We start from the raw sequence: 25,007 nt of genomic DNA on the forward strand, positions 1-25,007 counted from the left end.
GGCAAAAATTTTGTTCAATTTTTCTTTTTGCCTTCGTAGTAAATAGGAGAAAGTTTGGCACGTATCTTCTTGATAATATTGTTTAAAGTGGTTCTTGAAACGTTGTTCATTTTGGCAACTTCATGTAAGTTAAAAAATTTAAGTTGCTCACATATATTTTGCCATTCCTTTGGTAAAACCGAGATCATATAGTCTACATCAATGCGTTTTGTTATTTCACCCTCAAATAGCTCTGTTACATCAATACTAATGTAATTGTTGATATCATGTTTTGCACATCGCTGTTTCTTTAGCAAGTTAATAGCTTTATTTTCAGTTAATCTTGCTACAAAGGTATTAAAGCTACTTTTGTCTTCATCATGCTGGTCAAGATATGGCCAAATTTCACAGAAGAGTTCTTGCTCAAGATCTTCGTGAGCTTCATTAATAAAGCACTTAGCAAGTTTCAGTCTATAAGCTTGATATTTTACATTTTTAATAACTATATGGTAGTTTTGTAATTTCATAACTTTCCTTAAAAACAAATTGATGCTTTTAAGGATGAGAGTTATTAATGCTATTATGTAGGACAGGAGCAAAAATAAATAATACTGATGCGATTTTTAATCTATTGATATTCTGTTATTTTTTTTTGAGAATAATACTGATGCAATTTAAAATAATACAGTTTAGGTTTTTGGAATCTATTTTAAATGGATTTCAATATTTTTAAGAATGGGTAGCTCAGGCTTCCTAAAGTTATATTAAAAATATATAAGAATTTCATATTTTGAAATTCAATATCACCTAAAGAGCTAAAAATGTGGATTTCGCTATTAAAAGAATAGCTTAAATTTTTAAGAGGAAAATAGTTGAAAAGTATGCTCTCTATAACCTTAAGTTCCGTTCCTAATTACTGGCTTCCTAAATCAGGAATTAGGAATCAGGAATCTAGAATTAGCCTGTATGGCGGGTTTTCACCATGCGTTCCTAAAACCGTTCCTAGGAACGGCATATCTGAAGTCCGCCAATATGGAGGATTCTAGCTTCCTGAAACCCTTATATATAATATATATATAATACATATATAAAAATATACACATATATAAAAACATATAAAATATAAGAGTAGAATAATAAAAACCTCTAAAAGTAGAGAAACCCGTTTGAAAGGTCTTCAAATTCAAGAATTATAAAAAAAATTCCTAAAAATTTGAAGATTTTTTGGACGAAAATTTTTCAAATCTTGTATATATATGTACACAACAATTGAAAGGAAATGCTCACACTGGATCTTGGTAAACAAACTGGCTGTAAAAGAGTTTTTATGTTAGTTTTTAGTTGTTAAATTTCGAAAATTAAAGATTTTTTGGACGTAATTTTTTCAAATCTTGTATATATATGTACTCGGCAATTGAAAGGAAATGCTCACCCTAGATCTTGGCAAACAAACCGGCTGGACTATTTTAAATGATGGAATAGTGCAAAGTGGAAGTAAGAGTTTTCATGTTAGCAGGTTTAGTGGTGGTGGAATGCAGTTTTTAAATTTTCGTAATTGGCTTAATTCACTTAAGTATAAATTTCCAGGCATTGAAGTTGTATACTTTGAAGAAGTGAGAAGACACTTGGGAACTGATGCTGCACATATCTATGGAGGGTTTTTAGCACACCTTTCTGCTTGGTGCGAAGAAAGTAATATTCCCTATCAAGGTGTTTCGGTTAAGACTATTAAACGTTTTATAACTGGCAAGGGCAATGCAAGTAAAGCTGATGTAATTGAAGCAGTGCAGGAAAAGGGTTTTTGTCCAACAGATGATAATGAAGCAGATTCTTTAGCATTAATGTTCTATGTTATGAATTTTAGTAAAGATTTTAATACGTTGGAAATATCATAAAAAGTGGGTCCTTTTGGCCAGGCTGGCGGGTTTGGTGGTCCCGACCTCGGGCCTTCTTTAGCGTTAGACATATTTCAAATGTTAACTACTTACGAAATTATAGCTGAGCAGTGCTAAAAAGGAGAAAAAAAGGTGAGAATTACGCAAGCAGAGTGGGCAAGGGAAAAAGGGTTTTCGAGGCAATATGTCTGTTCTTTAGTAAAAAAAGGAATAGTTGAGCTGGAAGATGGACTTATTGACCGAGAACAAGCAAATGAAGCGGTAGCAGCAATAAGAGATCCAAGTCAACCACTTAGGAGAAAAGAGCGCGGAGAAAAACTTTCAACGATATTGCTAAAAACGCGAATAAAAAATGAAACGGAGCGTGGTAAACCTTTGGAAGCTAAAGTGAAAGCTGAAATAGGCAAATTTGTGTCAATTGAAGAGGTAAAAACTGAAGCATTTAACGTAGCAAGAGTTGTCCGTAATAATTTGCTTAATATTCCAAATAGAGTTTCAGCGCTGCTTGCATCACTGAGCGATACTGAAAAGATTCATCAGACGCTAACTGAAGAGATTACAAGCTCACTCCAAGAATTATCTAACACTAAATTTCAAATATAAAAAGATTTTGAATATAAAATGACTGATAACTTAAGTTTAGAGTTAATAAAGTGTCTCATCAATCAACCTGGATTAGATGTTAATGTTAGAGGATTAAATGGAAAGACACCACTACATTGCGCTATAGAGTTTGACGAATTAAGCATGGTAGATCTGCTACTCACAAAAAAGAATATCAATCCTTTTGTAGAAGATAATGATGGTAAAACATCTCTTGATTACGCCAAAGAAGGGAAAAAAGCAGAGATATTACAAGCGCTAATTAATAACAAATACGGGTCAGAACAAGATAGCTTACTTCATTTGGCCGCAATGATAGGTGAAGTTAATGCAGTGAGATATTTGATCAGAAAAGGTATTGACGTTAATGCACGAAATGCTCTGCATCATACTCCATTACATCTAGCAGCAGGCATAGGACATGCAGAAGTTGTAAAGATTTTGATAAGAGAAGGAAATGCTGAAATTGAGGTTTTTGATGCACGAAATCAGACACCAATGCACTATGCAGTTAACAACAAAAAATTGGAGATAGTAAAGTTATTACTGGAGCTAGGAGCAGATGTAAATAGCGCACGTGTAGGACAAAACTCAATGAAATTGTCACCTGTGCATATAGCTGTAAGTAATACTAATTACGATGAAAGAGACTTATGTCTTGATATCCTCAAATCCTTAATAAAGGAGCCTAATGCTCAAGTCAATTTGCAAGACTATGAAAATAAAACACCACTACATTATGCTGAAAGACTGAAAACAATAGAAGTTTTACTAACGCGAGAAGATATAGACCCTCTGGTAAAAGACGATAGCGGTAAAACACCATTTGATTACGCTAAACCTGAGATAAAGAAGGCTTTGATGAGTAATAAATACGGTTCTGAAAAGAATAGTCTACTCCATTTAGCTGCACAAAGAGGAGAAATTGAGATTGTAGATGCAATTTTAAAAGAAGAAATCAATATTGATATTGTAAATAATAAAGGTCTATCACCGATTTATCTTGCTGCAGAAAAAGGGCATTTACATGTAGTAAAGTTATTGCTGAAAAAAGGAGCAAATTATACACCTGTTTTGCACTTAGCAATCAAATCAAACAATTTAGAGTTACTTAAAGTTTTGTTTACTGAAAAAAATGGGTCTTTGCTCTGCAGAGATACCGTTGTTAATTTTCCAACCCTTCATAATAAATATATAGCACAGAGAGAAATAGCAGATAAAAGGACGAAAAAACATAATAATATTATCTGCATCTATACTACAGTCAGCGCAACAGCAGTAGCAGTATATATAGGGTTGATAACAACAACAATAAGCAGTGCAATCATTTTTGCAACAATAACAGGGATATTTGCGCTTGTTATAGCAATAATGATAAGTGAGGTGAGCAAAAGATATATAGAAAACGAATTTCAGAAAAAGGTGTTTATGGAATTGGAGGAGTGTGGAGGAATAAACTCTACTGTTAACAATATTGAGATAGAACCAATTATGAGTAGATGCAGACAATGATATACGCTAGAGCTTTTTCTGAAGGTTTAAGACCAGATCCGCAGCTTAAAGTATCAGAGTGGGCAAATGAGTATCGAGTTTTAGCAGCAACTGCAGCATCAGAGCCAGGTAAATGGAGAACGGAAAGAACTCCTTATTTAAAAGAAATCATGGATTCACTTTCTCCGTCCTCACCAACAGAAAAAGTAGTATTCATGAAAGGAGCGCAGATTGGGGGAACAGAAGCTGGTAACAATTGGATTGGCTACATCATAGATCAGACTCCTGGTCCAATGCTGGTAGTACAGCCAACAGTTGAAATGGGAAAACGTTGGTCAAAAGGAAGATTTGCGCCGTTAATAGAGAGTACGCCATGTTTAAAGAGTAAAGTAAAAGACCCAAGGTCAAGAGACTCAGGCAATACTGTACAAAGTAAGGAATTTCCAGGTGGAATTGTAGTAATAACTGGAGCAAACAGCAGTGTAGGACTGAGATCTATGCCAGTAAAGTATCTCTTTCTTGATGAGATTGATGCGTATCCAGGAGATTCAGGAGGAGAAGGAGATCCAGTACTGCTTAGTATTGCTCGAACTAATACATTTGCACGTCGAAAGATTTTTTTAGTATCGACACCAACGATTCATGGAATAAGCAGAATTGAGAAAGAATTTGAAGCAACAGATAAGAGATACTTTTTTGTACCATGTCCACATTGTAATTATTACCAAATATTAAAATGGCCACAAATTAAATGGGAAGATAAAAATCCAAATACAGCACACTATATATGTATAGAATGTGGTGAAAAGATAGAAAATCATCAAAAGACAGAGATGCTTGAACGTGGAGAATGGAGACCTACTAATAGAGTAAAAGGTGAGAAAAAAGGATTTCATCTTTCAAGTCTTTATAGTCCAGTTGGGTGGTATAGCTGGACTCAAGCAGTAGAAGATTTTCTCCATGCAAAAGAAAGTGAACAATTACTAAAAGTTTGGATAAATACCACCTTAGGAGAAACTTGGGTAGATAAAGGAGAAGTACCAGACTGGAAGCAATTATTTAACAGGAGAGAATTTTTTCCCGTAGGCACAGTACCTAGGAGAGAAGTGGTACTTACTGCAGGAGTAGATGTCCAAAAAGATCGTTTAGAAGTAGAAGTTGTAGCATGGGGAAAAAGCCGTGAAAATTGGTCAATAGACTACCGAGTATTTGAAGGAGATACAGGAAGTGGAGAAGTATGGAAAAAGCTTTCAGAGCTTCTGAGTCATCATTTTATCGGTGAAAATGGTCTTGAATATATGATAAGTATGATGGCGGTTGATGCTGGGTATGCAACACAGGAAGTATACAACTGGGTAAGAGGTCATCAGGGCTCTGGAAGAGTAATGGCAGTGAAAGGTGTAAATAAAGCGCTAGTGCCACTTAGTAGCCCAAGCAGAGTAGATATAACAGTTGGTGGTCAAAAGTTAAAAAGAGGAATAAAGTTATGGCCAGTAGGAGTATCAATATTAAAGTCAGAACTTTTTCAATTACTTAATGTTTTAAAAGAAGAAGAGAAAGTACCAGCAGGATATTGTCATTTTCCCGAGTATACACCTGAATATTTTAAACAGCTAACGGCAGAGCAATTAGTCAGCAAGGTAGTGAAAGGTTATACCAAACAGGAGTGGCAAAAGGTAAGAGAAAGAAATGAAGTACTAGATTGCCGAATTTACGCAAGAGCAGCATCGATAGCATTGGGGATTGATAGATGGCAAGAGGTTAAATGGAGTAGTTTAAGTGAAAAACCAGAAAGTAAAAAACCTAAAAAAGTGAGACAGAGTAAGTGGTTGGAAAATGTATAACGAAGAGTATTTGTTTCAGGTTGAACAAGCAATAAAGAAGCTGCAAAGTGGCGAAAGAGTAGTATCAATTGCATATGGTGACCATGTGGTAAGATATGCCGAAGTAGATATAAATGATTTACTAAGCTTAAGACAACGTATTAAGGCTGAACTAAAGATTGTTGGAATGAAGCCGAAGAGGAAAATTATTTTTGCTACTAACAAGGGAGTTTTGTAATGTTACTAAAATCATTCAAACAACTATTTAGCAAGCCAAAAATCAAAAGCTCAGCCTGGGATGCATCTGGCTCAGGAAGAAGGGTAATGTATTGGCAAGGAGAAACGGGAAGCATAAATAATTTACTCTCTCAAAGCCTTGAGCACTTGCGTAGCCGCTCTCGTGATATGGTAAGAAAAAATCCATATGCAGCAAATATCATTGATACAATAGTAAGTAACTCGATTGGAACAGGAATAAAACCGCAATCAAAAGCTAAAGATCCAGAGTTTCGGAAAAGAGTGCAAGAGTTATGGCTGAGATGGACAGATGAAGCAGACAGTAGTGGAGTAAATGATTTTTATGGACTGCAAGCACTGGTTTGTAGGAGCATGATAGAAGGCGGGGAATGTTTCATACGGTTAAGAACAAGAAAACCTGGAGATGGTCTGTGTGTACCGTTGCAATTACAAGTGCTTGAATCTGAACACTTAGATAATAAAACAAATCAAACTTTAGCAAATGGTAATGTAATAAGAAACGGGATTGAGTTTAACAGGGTTGGGCAAAGAGAGGCATATTACTTATTTAGAGAACATCCAGGAGAAGGCTCATTTGGAGAGTCAGTGAGAGTGCCAGCAAATGATGTTTTACATATTTATAGACCACTAAGACCTGGTCAGATCCGAGGAGAGCCATGGCTTTCTAATATACTGCTAAAGCTCTATGAGCTTGATCAATACGACGATGCAGAGCTGGTAAGAAAGAAAACAGCAGCGATGTTTGCAGGGTTTATTACGAGACTTGATCCTGAAGCAAATATCATGGGAGAAGGTGAAAGTAATGAGCAAGGAATAGCACTATCTGGCCTAGAACCTGGAACAATGCAGCTTTTAGACCCAGGAGAAGATATAAAATTTTCAGAGCCGTCAGATGTAGGAGGAAGTTATGAAGCGTTTATGAGACAGCAACTCAGGGCAATAGCAATAGGTACAGGGATAACATATGAACAGCTAACAGGAGATTTAACAGGCGTTAATTATTCATCCATTCGAGCAGGATTGATAGAGTTTCGCAGGAGGTGCACGATGTTACAGCATAACATTATGGTATTTCAGTTTTGCCGTCCTGTATGGGATAGGTGGTTAGAGTTAGCACTACTTTCTGGAGAGCTAGACATAGGTGAAGAATGGACAAAGGGAAAAGAAGGAGCAAAAAAAGAAGTAAAATGGATACCACAGGGATTTGATTGGGTCGATCCGCTAAAAGATCAGCAAGCACAGCAAATGGCAGTAAGAAATGGATTTAAGAGTCGATCAGAAGTAGTATCAGAAATGGGTTACGATGTAGAAGAAATTGAGCAGGAAATTGCTGAAGATCAAAGACGTGCAAGTGAACTGGGCTTAAGTTTTGATTCTGACGTTACGGCCAATCAAGAGGTGATATGAAACAACAAACAATATGGCTAAACAGATGTGTAATGGTAGAACCAAGGAGCTTTGAATTACTGTCACTACAAACAGGAAAGCAGCCTATCTTTAAAAATATAAAACATGCAGTAAGAAATAGTGAAAGAGGAATAATACCGATACATGGAATCTTGACAAAAAAGTCAGAAACTTTTGATGATATTTTTGGAATGACTTCCTATAATCAAATAGAAGCACAAATTACACAAGCAATAGAAGATAGTGATATAGAAACAATCCTGTTGGATATAGACAGTCCTGGAGGAGAGGTCAATGGAGTGTTTGACCTTGCTGATTTTATTTACAGTGCAAGGGGAAAAAAGAGGATAATAGCGATAGCAAATGATGATGCATATTCTGCAGCGTACGCTATAGCTTCTAGCGCTGAAAAGGTATTTGTGAGTAGAACTTCAGGAGTAGGAAGCATAGGAGTAATAGCAAGTCATATAGATCAAAGTGGGTTTGATGAAAAACAGGGAATAAAATATACCACAGTGTTTGCAGGAAGTAGAAAAAATGATTTAAATCCACATGAGCCAATAACTTCTGAGAGTTTAGAAAATCTAAAAAGCGAAGTGAATCGTTTATATGGAATGCTGGTTGAGCTAATAGCACGCAATAGAAACCTTTCTGTAGAGGCAATAAAATCAACAGAAGCAGGGCTATATTTTGGCGAGAAAGCAGTAGAAATAGGTCTTGCAGATGGAATTACAATTCTTTCAGAGCTTAAATCTATTAATAAAAACAGGAGTATTACTATGAACGAACAAACTATAACTGACCTAAAAGAAGAAACTAATAATTTAACTAAGTATCGTACTGAAGTTCTTGAATTAATACGTTTATGTAACTTATCACGAATGCCAGAGAAAATAGGAGAATTTATTGAGCAGGGCGTAAGTGTTGAGCAAGCAAGGGAGGTTTTAATGGAATTACTTGCAGAGCGAACGAAAAAGACAGAGATACTGAGTGCAATACCACAGAATTCAGGAGAAGAGTTGATGATGCAGGTAGCGAAAAGTCGTGCGCAATCAGGCATTTAAAATATATAACAAAAGGAGAAAAGCAAAATGAGTACTATAACCGAACAAAATAATCTAGGTGACTTATTAAAGTATGAGGCATCAAGCCTGTATTCAAGAGACTCAATAGCAGTAGCTAAAGGTCAAAATCTTAAACTTGGTACAGTTGTTGGTCGTGATAAAGACAACATGATTAAGGTGATAAATCCAACTGCCACAGATGACACACAAACAGCGATAGGTGTAATAACAAGTGATGTAAACGCAACCAAAGCAGTAATCATTACACGTATAGCAGTGTTAGCCGATCATGCAGTTGTATGGCCAGCAAATATCACTGAAGAGCAGAAAGCTGCAGCAATAAAGCAACTTGAAGCACGAGGGATCATTGTCCGCAAGGGAGTGTAACTTAAATTAATAAGGGGGAGAAAAAAATGCAAAATCCATTTACAAATACAGCATTTAGCATGACGGCACTAACAAATGCGATAAATATATTGCCGATAAATTATGGACGAGTTGAAAATTTAAATTTATTTCCAAGTAGGTCAGTAAGATTTAGACATATTACGATAGAAGAACACAACGGAGTGTTAAGTTTACTACCAACGCAAGTACCCGGAGCACCAGCAACAGTAGGAAAAAGAGGAAAAAGAAAGGTAAGAACATTTACGATTCCGCACATTCCGCATGATGATGTAGTGCTGCCAGAAGAAGTACAAGGAATAAGAGCTTTTGGATCAGAGAGTGAACTTAAAGCGCTGGCAGATGTAATAACCGATCATTTACAGCTAATGAGAAACAAACATGCAATAACGTTAGAGCATTTGCGAATGGGAGCGCTGAAAGGGATTATTCTGGACGCAGATGGCAGTGAATTATTAAATCTGTACAACGAATTTGAAATTACGCCAAAAGTAGTAAATTTTGCACTAGGAACAGCAATAACAGATGTAAAACGTAAGTGTATGGAGGTATTGAGGCACATAGAAGATAACCTAAGTGGTGAATATATGACTGGAATTCATGCCTTGGTAAGCCCTGAGTTTTTTGATGCATTAACTTCGCATAGTAAAGTGAAAGAAGCATATGAAAGATGGCAAGAAGGTGCAGCGCTAAGGAATGATATGAGGTCAGGATTTACGTTTTGTGGTATAACGTTTGAGGAATATAGAGGACAAGCAATTGATCCTGAAGGAACCGTGAGAAGATTTATTGAGAAAGATACAGGGCATTGTTTTCCACTAGGAACAGCGAGCACATTTACAACATATTTTGCACCAGCAGACTTTAATGAGACAGTAAATACTCTTGGGCAGCCACTATATGCAAAACAAGAGCCAAGAAGATTTGATAGAGGGACTGATTTGCATACGCAGTCAAACCCTCTGCCAATGTGCCACCGTCCAGCAATACTAGTCAAGATCGTTGCAACATAGGTAGAGCAAATATAAAGCGGTGTGAGGCAGAAGAATGCTTTACCTCTTCTTAGCATGTAAATGTTAGTATATAGCGGAGAAATGTGCAAGAGAATATTAAGAGATTATTTAAAGATTGTTTTGCCCATTTAGGAGAAGTGGCTTGTTATAAATCAAAGGATAAGTCATATATGGTACAGGTATTAAAGCAACAGCCAGATAAATTATACGAGATTGGTGAAGGACAATTTGTGGGAGAGATGCTTTTTCTTGAGGTAAATATTTTTGATGTACTGAGGCCAATGGTGGGAGATATTTTTGTTATTGATGGTCGTAAATATAAAGTATATTCTCCACCACTGCGAGATAATTCAGGAATAGTATGGAATATAAAATGTACAGTACTTGGAGAGAAGGATGTTTAACATTGAGGTTAATGAAAATATTGAGAGAATTATTCACAACATTGATGCTAACAAAGCCAAAATAGAATTGGCAGCGGTAAGAGCGCTAAACAAAACGGCATTATGGTTAAAATCTCAGGCTGTCCGAGAAATCAGTGAAGAAAAGCAAATTAGGCTAAAAGTAATTAGAAAAAGACTAAGAATTATCAAGGCAAGGAAAAGCACTTTGAAGGTTTTAATTAGAGCATATCTGTATGATGTGAGAATGAGAAATATAAAACAAGCAAAAATAAGAACAGCATTTAATGATGCATTTATGGCAACGATGCCAAGAGGCTATCATGGTATTTTAAAACGTGAAGGAAAAACAGCACTGCCAATACAGGAAGTTAAACTACCACTTGAACCTGAGGCTTCAAGGATAATAGAAAATCTTGTTAATTATGAAGTTGAAAGGATATTTGAAAAATATTTTACACATGAGTTATTTTATGACGGCATTTTGGACTAATTTACATGAGGCAATCTGTAATACGCTAAAGGCAGAGATACCAGCAATTCAAACTTGTGAGGTTTATCCAGCAATAAGGAAAGAGTTAGCAGCTCCAGCGGTATTTATAGAATTGTCAAGTCTAGAGCAAGGAAAAGATCCAGGAACAGAGGAGCTAGCGCTGAGAGCAAAATTTGAGGCACGAATAGTGATCGATAGCACAATAGAAAATGCACCTATTATTGTCAGATCATTGGCGGCAGAAGTAGCAAGAGTGGTAAATAAAAACACTTGGAAAGTGGAAAAAATTTCACCAGGAGAATTTATCTCAGGAGGGGGAGATGATTTTAGGCCAGAGCTCGATGCATATTTAGTGTGGATAGTAGAGTGGGTGCATGAATTACATCTTGGTGATTCAGTATGGGCAGAGAGTAGTATTCCGCTGAGTACTGTTTACATTGGGTTTACGCCTGATATTGGAGTTGCTAATAAGCATAAATATGTAAAGGTTGGCAAAAATGATGAATAGTTTTAAAGATGCAGATTTACCAAGAAAGTTGGATAACTTGGTTAGACTTGGCACAGTGGAAGAAGTGGACTGTGGCATGGCTAAGGTGCGTGTAAAAACGATAGGTAATATATTAACAGACTGGTTGCCGTGGGTAACAGCAAGAGCTGGAGAAAATAGAAGTTGGTTTGCACCAAGTATTGGAGAACAGGTGATAGTACTTTCGCCGTCTGGTGAAATTGCTAAAGGGATTGTCCTATCTGCAATTTATTATGAAAAATATCCTCCTCCAGAGGGAAGTAAGGAAGAAGTAAGCGGTTTTGTTTTTAAAGATGGAACAATTGTTTACTATAACCGAAATAGCCATAAGTTTACAGTTTCTGTCAAGGAAGAAGGAATGCTTGTTTTTACAGTGAAAGAAACGCAAATGGAAGTGACCAGTAAGAAAGTTATTTTGAAAACGGGAAGATCAAGTTCAAATATAACTGATGAAAAGATTGTCTTACAGGTTGGGAACTCAAGTCTAGAGATTACTGAGAGTGGCATTAAGTTAAATGCAAAAAAAATAGATTTAAACTAGCCGGAGAAAAATGTTAGAGCTAATAATGATAAGGGTATTATGATTGGTGATATTGATAATACCTCTCAAACATCAGAATTAAGTGGATATGAATCAGGATGTGAAGATGAGTCAAGAAGAGAGGAGGAAACAAGAGGTTCATTGTTAGGGCAAAAACGACTTTCAGAATCAGACAAAGATTTAAGTTTGGCAAAACAGGGAAAAGTTATTCGTTTTGGTGATGTGTGTAACCAACATGGAGATTATTTACAAAGCCCTGGTATAGGAGGAAGCAGTAATGTGTTTGTAAATGGTAGGCCTGTGCATCGTCGAGGAGATGAATGGTCACAACATGCATCAACAGACCCTTATAAGCCACCACATATTAGTCAATTCCTTCTTGAGGGGTCAGATTCAGTGTTTGTAAATGGCAAAGCCATTGCTCGTACTGGTGACCTAATTTCCTGTGGAGCGATAGCAGAAGAAGGGAGTGATAACGTTTTTGCAGGGTAAATAATATGCATGGTATGAGTTCTGAAACTGGCAAAACAATAAGCGGTATAGAACATTTAAAACAATCAATAGTTGATATTTTAACCACACCAATTGGCACTCGTGTTATGCGCCGAGATTATGGATCAAGATTATTTGAGCTGATTGATCAGCCAATTGTACCTGGTTTTGCACAAGAACTTTATGCAGCAGTTGCAGAAGCACTGGAAAAGTGGGAGCGTCGATTTAAGCTTAAACGTGTACAAATAACAGAAATAAAAGAAGGTAAAGTAACTCTCATTTTAGAAGGAATCTATCTGCCAAATGGAAAGCCGATCCGCCTTGATGGTATTATAGTATAAGGTAGTAGGATGAAAACACCAAATATTGTCGAAACATTAAAATTTGAGAAAGTCTTTTCTCGCATGAAAGAAGAGTTAGTGCGTCGAGATGCAAGTTTTTCTGCGCTAACTGAGAGTGATCCAGCAATAAAGATACTGGAAGTAGCAGCCTGGCGTGAACTTTTGCTTAGGCAAAGGATTAATGCTGCAGCACAGGCAAATTTACTTGCTTTTGCAAGAGGTAATGACCTTGATCACTTGGCTGAATTTTATGGTGTGCTGAGAAAGGAGTCAGAGAATGATGAATCCTTAAGAAAGCGGGTAAAAGCCAAAATTGTTGGTTGGTCAACAGCAGGAAGCAAAGAGCATTATCGTTATCATGCATTATCTGCTGACACAAGAGTAAAAGATGCGCAAGTAGTATCGCCGATACCAGGAAGCGTACAGATTTCAATACTTTCCACAGAAAATGATGGTGTGCCTTCGGAAGAATTACTAGAGATCGTCAGAAGTCACGTTGTTCGTGACGATATTCGTGTGTTAACAGATACGCTAACAGTTATTGGCTGTGGTATTATTCCCATTACTATTCATGCTAAAGTGCATATTTATCCTACTGCATCAAAAGATGTTATCGAAGCTGCAAAAGAACAATTTGTCAAAGATCTTGAATCTGCTAAAGGGTTAGGGTGGAATGTTACCAGATCATGGATTATTGCCCACCTTTTTGCAGAAGGTGTGCAAAATATAGAAGTTACAGAGCCGAGAGAAGATATCACTGTAGAAAATAATGAATGCGTTACTTTAAATAATTTAAGTGTTAGGTAAAAATTGGTGATACTTCCTCCAAATGCTTCAAAGCAAGAGCAAATACTTACAGACATAATTAATTATTCTCTTGATGCAAATTCTCTACGGGGATTTAAATTTAACCCACAGACTGAAATGTTGCCGTGGCTAGTAGCGGAATACGGCTTGGGAGAAATTTTATCCTGGGGTAAGAAAGCTACTAAGAGTGCATTAAAAGAATGGGTCTTAGCTAAGCAAAACGGAATAAGATTTCAACGTTTGCGCGGTACACCACAGTCACTGAAGATGGCGCTGAAGTGGGCAAACATTGATAATATTACCATTCAAGAAGAACCACCAGGAGAGCATTTTGCTGAATTTCAAATTGGCATCTCTGATGTTCCTAATGACTTTTTTGTCGATAGTGTAATTGCTCTGGCAAAACTTTCTGCACCGGCAAGATCTCGATTAATGCGAATATTCAATGACTATTACAATGCTCAGCGGTTTATGTTCGATGAAAGTATTTTTGGAGATCTTCTTTCAGATTACTCAGGTGTAAAAATAGCAAAAGAAGGGCCAGTGTTATCGTTTGGAAGAAAAAACTCATTTGAACTGAAAATAGGAAATCCAAGATTTAAATTTGGCACTTTTAGATCACATTATGATAGAAGCTACAGTAATGATTTATATAGGTTAGATGTTGCAATATTAGGAGAAACAGAGCTTCACACGAAGAATTACAACGGTATATATGAAAGAAGTCATCAGTGGTATAACTTAAAAGCACTATATCCTCTACCACAGAGTTTATTGCCAGAAATTAAGTTTGCTAAAGCATTGATAGTATTGTCAGATAGTTGGAATTTAGGGGATATAAATGCTTGTTTTGCATCAACTACTTATGAAGAAATAGAGCATACATTTCACTTAAGTGAAGATAAACTTTCTGAGCAAATTTGGAACTTTCGATGCACACCGATTTTAGAGCGGTTTAGTATAACTTATTACTACGAAGCAAAGAGTTTTACTGATCAAAGAATAATAGAGTCTAATTTAATGGAATATCATGTTGATTGTCAAAATGATTCAGATTCAAAACAGAAAGATCCCATTCATGAGCTAGAAAATTACGTAGCAGCATTCTATCTAGGTATGGTTACTTGGCATGAACATCGCCACTTAAATCGCCCTTGGAAAGATTTTGATCCTATTATTGCAAAAAAATTGGACGTTTTTTCCACGGATCTTGTATATACATAATATCAACTACACAAATCAACTATGTCAGTACTCACACAATCAGGCAGAGCAGCTATTGCTGCGAGCATAAAAGAGCAACCAATACATCTTGCTTGGGGATCTGGAGATTCTACCTGGGAAAGCAGCTACAAAGTTGAAAAAACTTTTACAGCAGGCGGCAAGATAAGTTTAGATCACCACACTATTAAAAATGTAAAAGTTTATACAGGGCAAACAATTTATCAGTCAAGCATAGATTATATAGTTGATAGTAGCGCAGGCGCTATTGAGCGTGTAGAAAATGGTGCAATTATAGCAGATAGCGTAATCACTATAGAGTATACTCAAAATACACCACCAGAACTCATCACTTCTGCAACATTAATTAAGGAAGTTGGACGTCGTGTTGTTGATGAGATGCTCTTCTGCGTGGGTGATGAAAACGGAGAGCTTGTTACTCCCTCAGGGAGGTTTAAATCTTCTGCTGTACCAACCAATAACTTGTACCTTAAATTTACTTTCGATTTCACGGACGCAGCAAATCAAGTGATAAGGGAACTAGGGGTTATGGTTGGTACAAAGCTTAGGGAAAATTTACCTCCTGGGCAGAGATATTTTGAACCACAGGATATTGAAGACCCGGGAATTTTATTGGTACTTGAACACACGGTACCACTTATCAGAACCGTAGCAACTCGTGAAACTTTTTCATTTGTGGTTACATTTTAAAAATTTTATGGAAGGAGAAAAAGAAATGACAAAAGATGCGCTTACTCGTTTGCAGAAGATAGGACTTGATGATTCCACTGCTGAGCAGCTACTCAGTTTTGAAGATAACGGCAATTTTCTATATGACTCAGCATTTAAGATTACTGACTTATCTGAAGATAGGTTTGTTGAAGCAGTAAAAGATACATTTCTAGAAAGCACAGCACGGGATATCTACAAAAAAGCTGTAGCTAGGAAGAAGTTTATCTCAGTTTATGTAGCAAATGCTAAGGAAATTTCTGAGCCTCATTATCGAGCTCAACACTGCTGCAACATACATTAAAATTTATAGGGGAAAACATGCATATACCAAAAATCTTTAATACCGATAATTACAATCAGTGCGAAAGTTGCCAATCAGTACTAAGTCCTGCAGCTTATCTGGTTAAGTTATTGGAAATAGTTAATAAATATATTTGTCCACCTGAATTACTTAAGGAACGTCGTCCAGATCTCTACTGCATAAAACTAGATTGCGATAATACTAACAAAGAGAAGTTATATCTTGAAATCGTAAATGAGATAATGGAGGAAAAGCTAAAGCATGATCTTGGAAATGATGTTCTAAGTAAACTTGCAACTGCCAAATATCCTTTTAACCTTCCAGCAAATTTTCCACTAATGAGTATACGTGCTTATCTTAAGAAGCATAAGACAAGCTTAGCAGAGATATATAAAATACTCATTGCAAATGCTGACACTGATGCAGAATTTTCAAGCCTTTCCCCAGAAGAATATGAAGTAATTACGTCTGATAATGAAACAGAAGCTTATTTAAGAGAAGTATATGGAATAACAGAAGGAGAAATAAATCAATTGAACAATGTTGATAAATTTATCGTACAAACAGGTATAGAACACGATAAGCTTCAGCCATTACTTGATAGCTATAATAAAATTAAAGGTTCAATAACACTTACTATTACAGGACAAACTATAGATGAACGCAAAGAACAAGTTATAAATAATCTTGATAATCAAGCACTGAGCTTTTTACATCGTTTTATTCGTTTAGCGAACAAACTTAATTGGTCATTTGATGAGTTAACTCAAGCACTAAGTGAGGGTAAAATTGATCAGAAAAAAATAGCAAAGATTAAAAATCTACATGAAAAATTTCAACAACCTTTAGCTAAAATATTTGCATTGTATGCTGATAGTCTACCAGAGGGTATATCAAATAAAATTGACAGTTTACCAGAATTTAAAGCACTTCTAAGTCAAAAAAGCCTCAAAGATTTAGCTGCCACAGCAAGTAACTATAGTACATTACAAAATATTTTAGGAGTAAATATTAATGAATTAACTTCTTTAATTAACTACCACAATGATCAAGAGGTATTCGGAGAAAAAATTTTAAAAGTATACAAACAAGTTCTGCTTGCAAGATTAGTAAACATACCAATAGCAGAGCTCTTATCACAATTAAAGATAGAAGGAGTAAATCAAGACAATGTAGTTGAGTTTAATGATTGGCTAACAAAACATGCAATTACGACAGAGCAAATACGCAGATTGATTGATCCTGCCTCAAGCAAGCAACTTGCAGAACAATTGCACAATTCAGTACAAGGAGTAAAAGATCAGCAAAGTTTCTACAACGAGGTGTATAAGTTTGTAGGTAATATTCAACCTGAAATACTAGATGCTATTTATACATTTACTGCTGATCCAGAGAATTCGCAATCATTTTCAGACAGAGGATTTTTAGAAAAGTTTCTTCATAATATAGATGTATTTACAACATTAAAATTTGAAGTAGAGAGTATTGCAAATTACAAGAGTGCATATGGAGGACAAGAAACCTGGTCAATTGAGCAGATCAAGACTTTAGCAAACTATAGAACACTAAAGGGATTATATTCTAAGTTGCCAGGATACATAAGCTGGCTATATGGAAATGACTACAAAAGTGACAAAATAATAGAAAAAATGGTTCAGCTAACTGGTTGGAATCAAGATACGCTAGAAGCTATTAAAGAGGTCAAAATATTTAGGCCATGTTTTGAGAAGCAAGATCCAGTAGGCTCTCTGATGAAGATTAAACCTCTCATGGATATAAAGGAGATAAACATCAAAATTCTACTAAAGCTCAAGGATTTATATAATTTAAAAGTAAGTAATGGGTGGAATAAATACACCGATGTTGCTCGAGATTTAGAGCTCATTACTGAAAAAGACGAAGGACATTTAGCAAGAGAAAAGCGGGATATTCTCGCAAGGTACATGATACATATCAATCAAGACCTGAAAAACATGAGGGATCTCTATGGATTCTTGCTAATGGATGTTGAAATGAGTGAATGTTCAAAGATTTCGCCGATTAAAGCAGCACTGAATAGTGTCCAACTTTACATTCATCGCGCTATGATGAAGATAGAAGAGGGTATAAAGGTTGATGAGAAATTCACCGAAGAAAAATGGAAGTGGCTGTCTAGTTATCGTGAATGGGAAGCAAGCAATAAGATAAAATTATATCCAGAAAACTACTTAAATCCAACTTTACGTAAAATAGTCGCCCCAGAATACAAAAAGCTGCAAAATACTCTCATGCAAGGAAATATCACCGATGAAGGAGTAAGTGATGCATACATGAAGTATTTTGAAGATTTTGAACAAGTAACCAGCTTAAAGATAGTTGATAGCTGTTTTGAAAGAGTAGATAAAAAAAATACACTGTACGTTATTGGCAGAACACTTGCGCAACCATACGATTATTATTACCGCACAGCAGTATTTGATGAAGAAAACCAAAAGATACTTTACTGGACTGCGTGGGAGAAAATAGAAGCGTCAATTCCAGTTGAAACAGTAACACCAATATATGCATTTAACAGATTATTTATATTTTGGGTGCAGCAAATTGAAAAAGGGAAAGATAACGAAAAAAGAATTGATGCAATGATTAATTACATATTTCAAAAGCCAAGTGGCAGTTGGACAGCACCACAAAAGCTTGCAAGCGATATTAAAATAGATCCAGTTGATGAAGCAAAAAAATTATACTGGAAGAAAGTAGCAGTTTTTTATCTAAAAGAACAAGGTGGAGAAGAAAGACGGATTGTAGTTATTATAGGTGAAACAAAGTTTGATAGTGAAAGCCCGTCTAATCTATTTACTCTTGATGAAGATTTAGTTGCCAGTGAGAACCAGAAAGGAAAGTTTATTAATACCTTTCCTTATAAAACTTGTACTGTTGACTTAAAGAAAAAATTTGATCCTTTACCTTTTTCATCAAAAGCTGTCATTGGTAATAAAGTTATTTTCTTCGGGGGTAAAATTGATGATGATCAATACTCTTCACAAGTAAATATTTATGACAATGAAACAGGAGAACGGTCATCCCATACTGTTGGTGAAGGGCGAATTTTTGTACCAGTAGCAGTAGTGGGCAAGAAAGCCATTTTTTTTGGGGGTAAGAACAAGGATGGTTATTCCTCAAAAATAGATATTTATGATGACAAAACTAAAGAATGGACAAACTGCCTTATGAAAGGCAATCCATTGTATAGATCAGATGCTACAGTAGTCGGCAATAAAGCCGTTTTCTTTTGTACTAGTCAATCTCCAGAAATAGATATATATGATGGTGAAACAGGGGGGTGGACAACTCATACTGCCAGTGGAACACGGCACAATCCAGCAGTAGCAGTAGTGGGCAAGAAGGCTATTTTCTTTGGTGGTGAGAAATTTTATAACCCCTCTCCAAAAGTAGATATCTATGACGATGAAACAGGAGAGTGGACACCTCATATTACTAGCGAAGCAAGAAAAGGTGCAGCAGTAGCAGTAGTGGGCAAGAAGGCTATTTTCTTTGGAGGTATGGGCAAAGGTGGATACTCATCAAAGATAGACATTTACGATGCTGTAACTGGAGGATGGACAACTCATATTGCCAGTGAAGCAAGAATGAATGTAGCAGTTGCAGTAGTCGGTAAAAAAGCTATTTTCTTTAGTGGTGATGCAGGTGATATTAGTGTTTATGATCATCCATCACAAATAGACATCTATGATGATGAGGCAATTGATAAAAAGTGGTCAACTCATAGCATTAGTAAAGAACGAACATATGTAGCAGTAGCAGTAGTGGGCAAGAAAGCTATTTTTTTTGGTGGTTTAGGTTCTAAAAAAATAGATATCTATAATGGCGAAACCAAAAGTTGGATAACCTGTGCCGGTGGCCAAGAGAGCACAACCTTCCAAAAAAGCGTAGTAGTAGGCAAGAAGGCTATTTTCTTTAACAAATTTGATGCTTCAAAAATAGATATTTATGATGACGAAACTGATGTATGGACAGCTAGAACTACTAAAATTAAACATTTGTATAGCCACATTATTCAAGGCAATAAAATAACATTTATCGGCTCTGATGAAAACAAAAATATGTTGAAGTATGAAATAACAGTAGATAAGATCCAGTATTCATCTTATGATGCAATTAAGAATAGTGATAAGCTTCTTTTAGGAGAAACCAAAAATATCTTTGAGACCAATGTTACCAATAAAGATGGTAATGCTACACTTTTATATGAAAATGACTCTACTAAGCAATTAATATTGTTAGATGATTTTAAAAAGTCCTTATCACAGCAAGTAATAAACAAACCAGGCTGGTTCATTGTTGAAGGTAACTTAGAGCGTGAAAATATTCGTGAATCTTTCTTGCTTTTACCTAAAGATTACAACTTATCTGCAATTAGTGAGCAATCAACTTATAAGATAAATAAGGATAAACTTGAGTTTGAATATATTAGCGAAACCCCAAAGTCTAATTTTAAAGATATAAAATTCTCTTTTACGAGGTTAAACATCACTGGCAATATGCGTGATTTACGTCAAAAAGCTTATGCTGGTGGGCCAAAGAGAATTTTAACTTTAGAGTCGCAGAAAATAGAACAACTTAAATTCGAAAGATTTAACCCAACGAATAGTGTTGTTCATCGTCCAAGTGATCTTTTAGATTTTAGTGGTGCCTATGGTCTTTATCTGTGGGAGATATTCTTTCATATACCAATGCTGACTGCATGGCATTTAAATCGAGAACAGGATTTTGCTACAGCAAGAAAATGGTATCAATATATCTTCAACCCTACCAATGATAAAGCATGGCAGTTTTTGCCTTTTGAAGAGCATAACAGTGATAATATCGTTGCATCACTGAGTGATACGCAAACTACTATAGAATTAGCAATTGATCCATTTGACCCATACACCATTGCAAAACAACATGTAACTTCATTTGAAAAGTACATCATCATATCTTACGTAAACAATCTCATCGATTGGGGAGATATGCTCTTTGCTAAAGGGTCTTGGGAAGCATTAAATCAAGCTACGATGTTATACATTAGAGCTTGGGATTTACTTGGCCCAAAACCTATTAAAAAAGGAAATTTTTCAGTTCAGCCTCAATCCTTCAATGAATTAAAACAGCATGATTTATTGCAACTGGAAACAGAACTACCCTGTGGTTCACAACCTGAAGTTCAATCTGATGAAGCTCATGATCTTATCAAATACAGCAATTACTTCTGCACGCCTGAAAACAAGAGCTTTATTGATCTTTGGGATAAAGTTGAAGATCGTTTATACAAGATAAGACATTGTTTAGATATGGGAGGCAAAAAAGCAGTACCGCCTTTATTCCAGCCGCCGCTTAATCCTAAGCAACTATCAGTAGCAACTGGAGGCTATTCTGTAGAATTACCACAAATACAACTACCACATTATCGATTCAGTCAGATGGTGAGTTATGCAAAATCAATAGTTGAAACTGTGATGCAATTTGGCTCAGAGTTACTTGATGTTCTGGAAAAAAGAGATGCTGAAGCATTGACCATCCTTTTCAATAAACAAGAAGGAATAATCAGTAATTTAATCTCATCGGTTAAAGAAAGGACCATAGAAGCCTTAAAGAAAGAAAAAGATGCACTAAGTGCAAGTTTAAATAATGCTGAGGAGCGTAGATCGCATTATGAAAAATCAATTAGTTCTGGTGTATTTTCTGATTTACCAATTCTCAGTGGATTACTCCATGGTTTATCAGCTCTTGAATTAACAGGAGTAACTTTGCGTTCTGGAGCAATTGCAACAAGACTTGGAGCTTATGGTACATTTGGAGCTGCAGCGTTAACTCATTGGACACCTACAATATTTGGCTTTTCTAATGGCGGTTTTCATCCCGGTTTTTCCGTAGAAGCAGGAGCAGAATCTGTCAGTGCCTTAGCAGACAATATGAGAGATGGTGCTGAATTATGCAACATTATAGCAAGTTATCAAAGACGTGATGAGGATTGGGATTTACAGAAAAAGTTAGCTACCTGTGATGCTAAGCAGATTAGCCATACAATAGAAGCTAATAAAATTAATCAAGCCATTGCTGAACAAGAACTAAAAGTACATAAAGAGTCAATCAAGCAAAACCAGGAAAAAAGAGAATTCTTCGAAAGTAAGTTTACAAGTAAAGAGCTCTATGACTGGATGAAAGGGCAAATAGCGATAATATATTTCCAAGCTTATAAGATGGCCTTGGAGATGGTAAAACAAGTGGAAAAAACTTATCAGTATGAGTTGAATAACGATAGAGTATTTATTACAGCAAGCTCTTGGAACAGTTTAAAAGAAGGATTACTTGCAGGTTATAGCTTGAAGTTTGCTCTTGAGCAAATGGCCAAAGAGTATCTTGATAACAATGAAAGAGCTCTAGAAATTACTAAGACCATACCTTTAAACCCTATTGCAATTAATGACTTAAAAACTAAAGGTAGTTGTAAGTTTTCATTAACAGAAAAAATGTTTGATCTTGATTTTCCAGGTCATTATTGCCGTAAGATTAAGAACATAAGAATTACTATTAAAGCAGCTCATGAAGACATTCATGCTACCTTGCAGCAAACAAGCAACAGAGTGGTACTTAAACCTGATATTGAGGCAATAAAATCATTACTTGGTGAAAGTGATGAATCAAATGAGTCGATAAGGGTAAATTGGAAAACAGGTCAACAGATAGCAATATCAAAAGGAAACCAAGCAGATAGTGGATTATTTGAATTAAACTTCAATGATGAACGTTATCTGCCATTTGAAGGCACAGGGGCGGTATCTGATTGGATATTGAAACTGCGAAATGCTACGAAAGTTTCTGATGTAATTGTTCATCTTGATTATACTGCGTTTGATGGTGGCGAGGAGCTCTGTGATAAAGTAAAAGCTCTGCCAAAACTGAAGTACTATTATGATATGCTGGCAGTAAAGTTAAGCGAGTTTGATCAAGAAGAGTGGCAAAGATTTAAACGATCATCAGAGCTTAAGTTTAAACCTACTTTTCCCGCTGAGATCAAAAACCCAGAAATTGATTTAAGTTACAACGGTATTTACCTCATACCAAAGATCTCAGATGAAAGTCAGGTGGATATAAAACTTGGTAGTAATGTTTGGGATAGAAATACCCATAAAGTAAGCGTAACTCAACTAGAAAGCGATTGGGTCATTAAAGCAACTAATGCAGATAAAATAGAGGAGATTATGGTAATAATACCTTATAAGGCAGAGGTTAATTGATGACACTTAACAGATATTATAACCGCTTTAATCCTGACAAAGAATACGAAAAAAGCTTATTTCTTGCTGGAAGAGGTTTGCAATCTGCAGAATTAAACGAGACTCAGGAGTATGCTCTCTCTAAGCTTAAAGGCATAGGCGATGCAATATTTCGTGATGGTGATGTTATAACAGGAAGCAATTGTATTATAGATAGAGAAACTGGTAAAGTTACGCTTGAATCAGGAAAAATCTATCTTCGTGGAGCAGTTAGAAAAGTCGAAAAAGAAGAATTTATTATTCCACTGAGTACCACAGTTCGTATAGGTGTTTATTATCTAGAATCTACTATTACAGAGCTTGAGGATGAAAATCTTCGTGATCCTGCTGTTGGTACAAGAAACTATCAGGAAGTAGGAGCAGCAAGACTTAAAGTTTCCACCATTTGGGGTTATCAATATGAAGGTCTTTCTCCACGTTTTTCTGAAGGAGAGTTTTATCCAATTTACAATATTGAAAATGGAGTATTAATAGAACATTCACCGCCACCACAAGCAAATATAGTAACTACTGCTCTTGCTCGTTATGACAAAGAAGCAAATGGTTCCTATGTTGTAAATGGCCTTGAAGTAATGTTCCTGCAAAAGGAAGAGGGGGAAGGAGGAAAAAAAATATTTGTGATTAATGAGGGCAAAGCTCATGTTGATGGCTATGAGATTGAGTTACCTCACAGTATTCGCATTTCTTTTGATGAAGATCCAGATATAAAATCAGTTGAATCAGAACCACATACTTTTCAGCCAAATAGCCAAAAAGTAATGGAACTTAAAGTTAATGATTTTCCAATAAGTGAAATCAAAAAAGTAGATATAACTGTTCAAAAAACCATTACCATTACTCATGGTTCATATTCAGGAGCTGTTGATCCAATACCTGACTCTGCAGTACTTGAAATTATTCAAATTAAACAAGGTAATGTTATTTATGAAAATAGTGTAGATTATAAACTAAACGCAGGAAATATTGATTGGTCATTACCCGGCAAAGAACCAGCTCCTGGAAGTAGTTACCTAATAACCTATCGCTGTCGCACTCATATAAGTCCTGAAGATATAAGCGAAGAGGGATGTAAAGTAAGAGGTGCAGTTGATAACAGTTTGGTTCTGATTGACTACACCTGGAAAATGCCCCGCTATGATTTAATTACTATCGATAGCAAAGGAGTGGTAAGGAGAATAAAAGGAATTTCCCATTCTTGGAGACCATCGATGCCTAAAGCTCCCTCTGGACAGCTTTTGCTCTGCTACATTCATCAGACGTGGAAAAAAGGCGAAGGGGTAAAAATAGTGAATAATGCTATCCATGCTGTGCCAATGAACGAGCTTGAAGCAATGAAGAAGGGAATAAATGATCTTTATGCGCTAGTTGCACAGGAACGTTTACGCAGTGATGCAAATTCAAGAGAACTTACCACCAAAAAAGGAGTATTTGTTGACCCATTCTTTGATGATGATATGCGTGATCAAGGAATTTCACAGTCTGCAGCAATAGTAAATAAGGAACTAATTTTACCAATAGATGTAACTATTGCTGATATTGATGGGGGAGAAAAAACTTATTTGTTGCCGTATGAACTTGAACCGGTACTGGAGCAGCTTTTACAGACCAAAGGAGAAAAGATCAATCCATACCAAGCTTTTGATCCAGTACCAGCACAAATTACTTTAAATAAAAATATTGATCACTGGACGGAGGTAAAAACAAATTGGAAAAGTCCAGTAACCAGAGTATTTAATGTTAAAGAAACAACAGAGCTGCTGTCAAGTACCTAATACGAAACTGAATTTATGCGAGAAGCAACTCAAAATTTTGAGATTGAAGGTTTTGCAACTGGTGAAAAGCTTAAGGAATTAAAGTTTGATGGAATTTTTATTCAACCTCAAGCATAGAAAATATTT

The 25,007-nt window shown here is 36.0% G+C and carries 21 protein-coding genes and 1 pseudogene; 21 read left to right on the forward strand and 1 reads right to left on the reverse strand.

Annotation, left to right across the window (positions count from 1 at the left end):
- Positions 1-14 precede the first annotated feature (14 nt).
- Positions 15-506: a sigma-70 family RNA polymerase sigma factor gene (locus AAGD91_RS04005; RefSeq protein ID WP_341820696.1), complete on the reverse strand. Its 492-nt coding sequence runs from the start codon at positions 504-506 to the stop codon at positions 15-17.
- 897 nt (positions 507-1,403) lie between these two features.
- Here AAGD91_RS04005 and AAGD91_RS04010 point away from each other — a divergent pair.
- From AAGD91_RS04010 to AAGD91_RS04110, 21 genes and pseudogenes are all read left to right on the forward strand, one after another.
- Positions 1,404-1,874 (forward strand): hypothetical protein, encoded by a 471-nt coding sequence (locus tag AAGD91_RS04010; RefSeq protein WP_015587746.1) that lies wholly within the window; start codon positions 1,404-1,406, stop codon positions 1,872-1,874.
- A 132-nt stretch (positions 1,875-2,006) separates the two neighbouring features.
- Positions 2,007-2,477, forward strand: coding sequence for a hypothetical protein (locus AAGD91_RS04015; protein WP_341820697.1), 471 nt, complete (start codon positions 2,007-2,009; stop codon positions 2,475-2,477).
- An 18-nt stretch (positions 2,478-2,495) separates the two neighbouring features.
- A complete protein-coding gene (locus tag AAGD91_RS04020) occupies positions 2,496-3,989 on the forward strand; it encodes an ankyrin repeat domain-containing protein (protein WP_341820698.1) in 1,494 nt (497 codons plus the stop codon).
- Complete coding sequence (locus AAGD91_RS04025; protein WP_341821512.1) at positions 3,986-5,812, forward strand: phage terminase large subunit family protein; 1,827 nt, start codon at positions 3,986-3,988, stop codon at positions 5,810-5,812. Before AAGD91_RS04020 ends, AAGD91_RS04025 begins: the two co-directional genes overlap by 4 nt.
- Positions 5,805-6,029 (forward strand): gpW family head-tail joining protein, encoded by a 225-nt coding sequence (locus tag AAGD91_RS04030; RefSeq protein ID WP_341820699.1) that lies wholly within the window; start codon positions 5,805-5,807, stop codon positions 6,027-6,029. Before AAGD91_RS04025 ends, AAGD91_RS04030 begins: the two co-directional genes overlap by 8 nt.
- Complete coding sequence (locus AAGD91_RS04035; RefSeq protein WP_341820700.1) at positions 6,029-7,456, forward strand: phage portal protein; 1,428 nt, start codon at positions 6,029-6,031, stop codon at positions 7,454-7,456. The genes AAGD91_RS04030 and AAGD91_RS04035 overlap by 1 nt, the downstream gene beginning before the upstream one ends.
- The gene (locus tag AAGD91_RS04040) at positions 7,453-8,520 is read left to right on the forward strand and encodes a S49 family peptidase (RefSeq protein ID WP_341820701.1); all 1,068 of its coding nucleotides are present in this window, start codon (positions 7,453-7,455) and stop codon (positions 8,518-8,520) included. The genes AAGD91_RS04035 and AAGD91_RS04040 overlap by 4 nt, the downstream gene beginning before the upstream one ends.
- Positions 8,521-8,547: 27 nt before the next feature.
- Entirely contained in the window at positions 8,548-8,907 is a 360-nt protein-coding gene (locus AAGD91_RS04045; RefSeq protein ID WP_341820702.1) for a head decoration protein, read from the forward strand.
- Between the two features lie 26 nt (positions 8,908-8,933).
- On the forward strand, positions 8,934-9,938 hold the full coding sequence (locus AAGD91_RS04050; RefSeq protein ID WP_341820703.1) for a major capsid protein: 1,005 nt from the start codon (positions 8,934-8,936) through the stop codon (positions 9,936-9,938).
- Positions 9,939-10,021: 83 nt separating this feature from the next.
- On the forward strand, positions 10,022-10,342 hold the full coding sequence (locus AAGD91_RS04055; RefSeq protein WP_341820704.1) for a hypothetical protein: 321 nt from the start codon (positions 10,022-10,024) through the stop codon (positions 10,340-10,342).
- Positions 10,335-10,832, forward strand: coding sequence for a phage tail protein (locus AAGD91_RS04060; RefSeq protein ID WP_341820705.1), 498 nt, complete (start codon positions 10,335-10,337; stop codon positions 10,830-10,832). The genes AAGD91_RS04055 and AAGD91_RS04060 overlap by 8 nt, the downstream gene beginning before the upstream one ends.
- Entirely contained in the window at positions 10,813-11,340 is a 528-nt protein-coding gene (locus AAGD91_RS04065) for a hypothetical protein (RefSeq protein ID WP_341820706.1), read from the forward strand. Before AAGD91_RS04060 ends, AAGD91_RS04065 begins: the two co-directional genes overlap by 20 nt.
- Entirely contained in the window at positions 11,330-11,899 is a 570-nt protein-coding gene (locus AAGD91_RS04070; protein ID WP_341820707.1) for a phage baseplate assembly protein V, read from the forward strand. Before AAGD91_RS04065 ends, AAGD91_RS04070 begins: the two co-directional genes overlap by 11 nt.
- 39 nt (positions 11,900-11,938) lie before the next feature.
- Complete coding sequence (locus AAGD91_RS04075) at positions 11,939-12,391, forward strand: PAAR domain-containing protein (protein WP_341820708.1); 453 nt, start codon at positions 11,939-11,941, stop codon at positions 12,389-12,391.
- 5 nt (positions 12,392-12,396) lie between these two features.
- Entirely contained in the window at positions 12,397-12,732 is a 336-nt protein-coding gene (locus AAGD91_RS04080; protein ID WP_341820709.1) for a GPW/gp25 family protein, read from the forward strand.
- A gap of 9 nt (positions 12,733-12,741) precedes the next feature.
- Positions 12,742-13,539 (forward strand): baseplate J/gp47 family protein, encoded by a 798-nt coding sequence (locus AAGD91_RS04085; protein WP_341820710.1) that lies wholly within the window; start codon positions 12,742-12,744, stop codon positions 13,537-13,539.
- A gap of 6 nt (positions 13,540-13,545) precedes the next feature.
- Positions 13,546-14,763 carry a phage tail protein gene (locus AAGD91_RS04090; protein ID WP_341820711.1) on the forward strand — a complete coding sequence of 406 codons (1,218 nt, stop codon included), beginning with the start codon at positions 13,546-13,548 and terminating at the stop codon, positions 14,761-14,763.
- 21 nt (positions 14,764-14,784) lie between these two features.
- On the forward strand, positions 14,785-15,471 hold the full coding sequence (locus AAGD91_RS04095) for a hypothetical protein (RefSeq protein ID WP_341820712.1): 687 nt from the start codon (positions 14,785-14,787) through the stop codon (positions 15,469-15,471).
- Positions 15,472-15,496: 25 nt separating this feature from the next.
- Complete coding sequence (locus AAGD91_RS04100; RefSeq protein ID WP_341820713.1) at positions 15,497-15,793, forward strand: hypothetical protein; 297 nt, start codon at positions 15,497-15,499, stop codon at positions 15,791-15,793.
- Between the two features lie 17 nt (positions 15,794-15,810).
- Entirely contained in the window at positions 15,811-23,070 is a 7,260-nt protein-coding gene (locus AAGD91_RS04105) for a neuraminidase-like domain-containing protein (protein WP_341820714.1), read from the forward strand.
- Positions 23,070-24,998, forward strand: a pseudogene (locus AAGD91_RS04110) (DUF4815 domain-containing protein). Before AAGD91_RS04105 ends, AAGD91_RS04110 begins: the two are co-directional and overlap by 1 nt.
- The last annotated feature ends 9 nt before the right edge of the window (positions 24,999-25,007 follow it).

Source organism: Wolbachia endosymbiont (group A) of Myopa testacea (assembly GCF_964027115.1).
Classification (GTDB): Bacteria; Pseudomonadota; Alphaproteobacteria; order Rickettsiales; family Anaplasmataceae; genus Wolbachia.